This is a genomic window from Microbacterium sp. zg.Y909, assembly GCF_024626565.1.
Genome location: NZ_JANJFJ010000588.1, coordinates 1 through 1,902 on the forward strand (window position 1 = coordinate 1; position 1,902 = coordinate 1,902).

General features: G+C 69.5%; 2 protein-coding genes. One reads left to right on the forward strand and one right to left on the reverse strand.

The annotated features are described in order from the left end of the window. Positions 1-1,124 (reverse strand): MFS transporter (locus NQ160_RS23150; protein WP_257517362.1); only part of this gene is annotated, 1,124 nt, incomplete at its 3' end. Between the two features lie 183 nt (positions 1,125-1,307). Here NQ160_RS23150 and NQ160_RS23155 point away from each other — a divergent pair. After that, on the forward strand, positions 1,308-1,787 hold the full coding sequence (locus NQ160_RS23155; protein ID WP_257517363.1) for a fluoride efflux transporter FluC: 480 nt from the start codon (positions 1,308-1,310) through the stop codon (positions 1,785-1,787). Positions 1,788-1,902: the final 115 nt, after the last annotated feature.

Sequence of the window (1,902 nt, forward strand, 5' to 3'; positions counted from 1 at the left end):
ACGAAGATGAACGCCATGCCGAAGCCCATCACGATCAGAGCGGGCAGCACCTCCACGGCATAGGCGCCGCCGGTGATGCGCGAGAGCAGCAGCAGGCTCGCCGCCACCACGAGGGGGCCGGTGATCATGAGCGGGCGCGGCCCGATGCGGCCCAGCAACGTGGCGACGATCGGCGCCGTCAGCATGGTTGCCAGCGGCAGCGGGAGGCTCGCCAGACCCGCCGCCAGAGCCGACATGCCCAGCACGATCTGCAGGTGGAAGGTCAGGTACAGCGTCGCACCGATCATGACGCTGCCGGCGACTGCCTGGATGAGGAACGCTCCAGCGCGCACGCGGTCGGTGACGACGTGCAGGGGCAGCAGCGGGTTGCGCACGCGCGTCTCGATCCACACGAATAGCCCCAGAAGCACCACACCGGCGGCGAGGAACGCGATGGTCGACACATTGCCCCACCCGAACTCCGCGAGGCTGAAGCCGTAGACGAGCGCCCCGAGGCCCAGGGTCACCGTCACCGCGCCCCACACGTCGTAGCGGTTGTCGCCTTCGGCCCTGGACTCGCGCAGGAACAGCAGCGCGCCGACGATGCCGATCACAACGAACACCAGGTTCACCAGCAGGCACCACCGCCAGCTGAAGAACTCCGTCAGCACCCCGCCCAGAGCCAGCCCCACCGCGGCGCCCGCACCGGCCACGGTGCCGAACACGGCGAAGGCGGTGTTGCGTTCGCGGCCTGACGGGAACGTGACAGTCAGCAGCGCCAGGGCGGCGGGGGCGAGGAGAGCGGCGAAGACGCCCTGCAGCCCGCGCGCGAGGATCAGCTCGGTGCCCGTCTGCGCGAGACCGCCCCAGAGCGACGCGATGCCGAAACCCACCATGCCCACCATGTAGGTGCGCTTGCGGCCCCAATAGTCGGCGACGCGGCCACCGAGCAGCAGCAGCGCCCCGAAGGCGAGGGCGTACGCGGTGACGACCCACTGGCGGGCGCTGTCGGTGAGGTCGAGAGCCGCCTGCGCCTGGGGCAGCGCGATGTTGACGATGGTGCCGTCCAGCACGACCACGAGCTGGGTCATCGACAGTACCGCCAGAGCCCACCAGCGGGTGCGCCCGGACATGGATGAAGACATGGAAAAACCTCCGGAGGTCTGGGTGAGAGATGCCGGAGGTTTCGAGCCTCGGACCGCAGGCGAGAGCCGTGCGACCACCTCGCGCAGGGGGCGAGCGAACCCCCAGTTTACCCTCCGCCGGCTCCGGGACGCCGCCATCGGCCCCCCTAGTGGCGCTCCCTGGTCGTCACTATGCTCACCGCCATGACGGTCACAGAACATGCCACAGACAGCAGACCGCACCACCCCACCCCCGCGTTCGCGCAACCCAAACTGATCCTGTTCGTCTTCCTCGGCGGCATGGTCGGCGTCGCAGCGCGACTCGGCCTGACCGTCGCGATCCCCGAGCAGCGGGGGGACGAATGGGCTGTGCTCACGGCCAACCTGCTCGGTCCCTTCCTCCTGGGATTCCTTCTCACCGCGCTCGCCTCGCGCACGCCGGAGACGCCCGGCCGGCGTGACTTCCGGCTCTTCGCCGGCACCGGCATCATGGGCGGGTTCACCACCTACAGTTCGCTCGCCACCAACAGCGCGCTGCTGGTGGAGACCGACGGTTTCATCGGCGTCGCGTACGCCCTCGGCACGCTCATCGGCGGCATCCTCACCGCCTTCATCGGCATCTGGCTGGCAGGCGTGCTCTTTCCGCCGCGACCCGCCCCCGCGAAGAAGGGCGGTGCGTCATGACCTTCGGCGTCTTCCTCTTGGCCGTCGTCGGCGGCGGCTTGGGAGCTGCGATCCGCTTCGTCACCGACGGCCTCATCATGCGCCGTGTGACCTCGGGCTACCCGTGGGGCACGTT

Coding starts and splice junctions, on each gene's coding strand:
- NQ160_RS23155 (WP_257517363.1), top strand. CDS start 1,308: ATGACGGTCACAGAACATGCCACAGACAGCAGACCGCACCACCCCACC.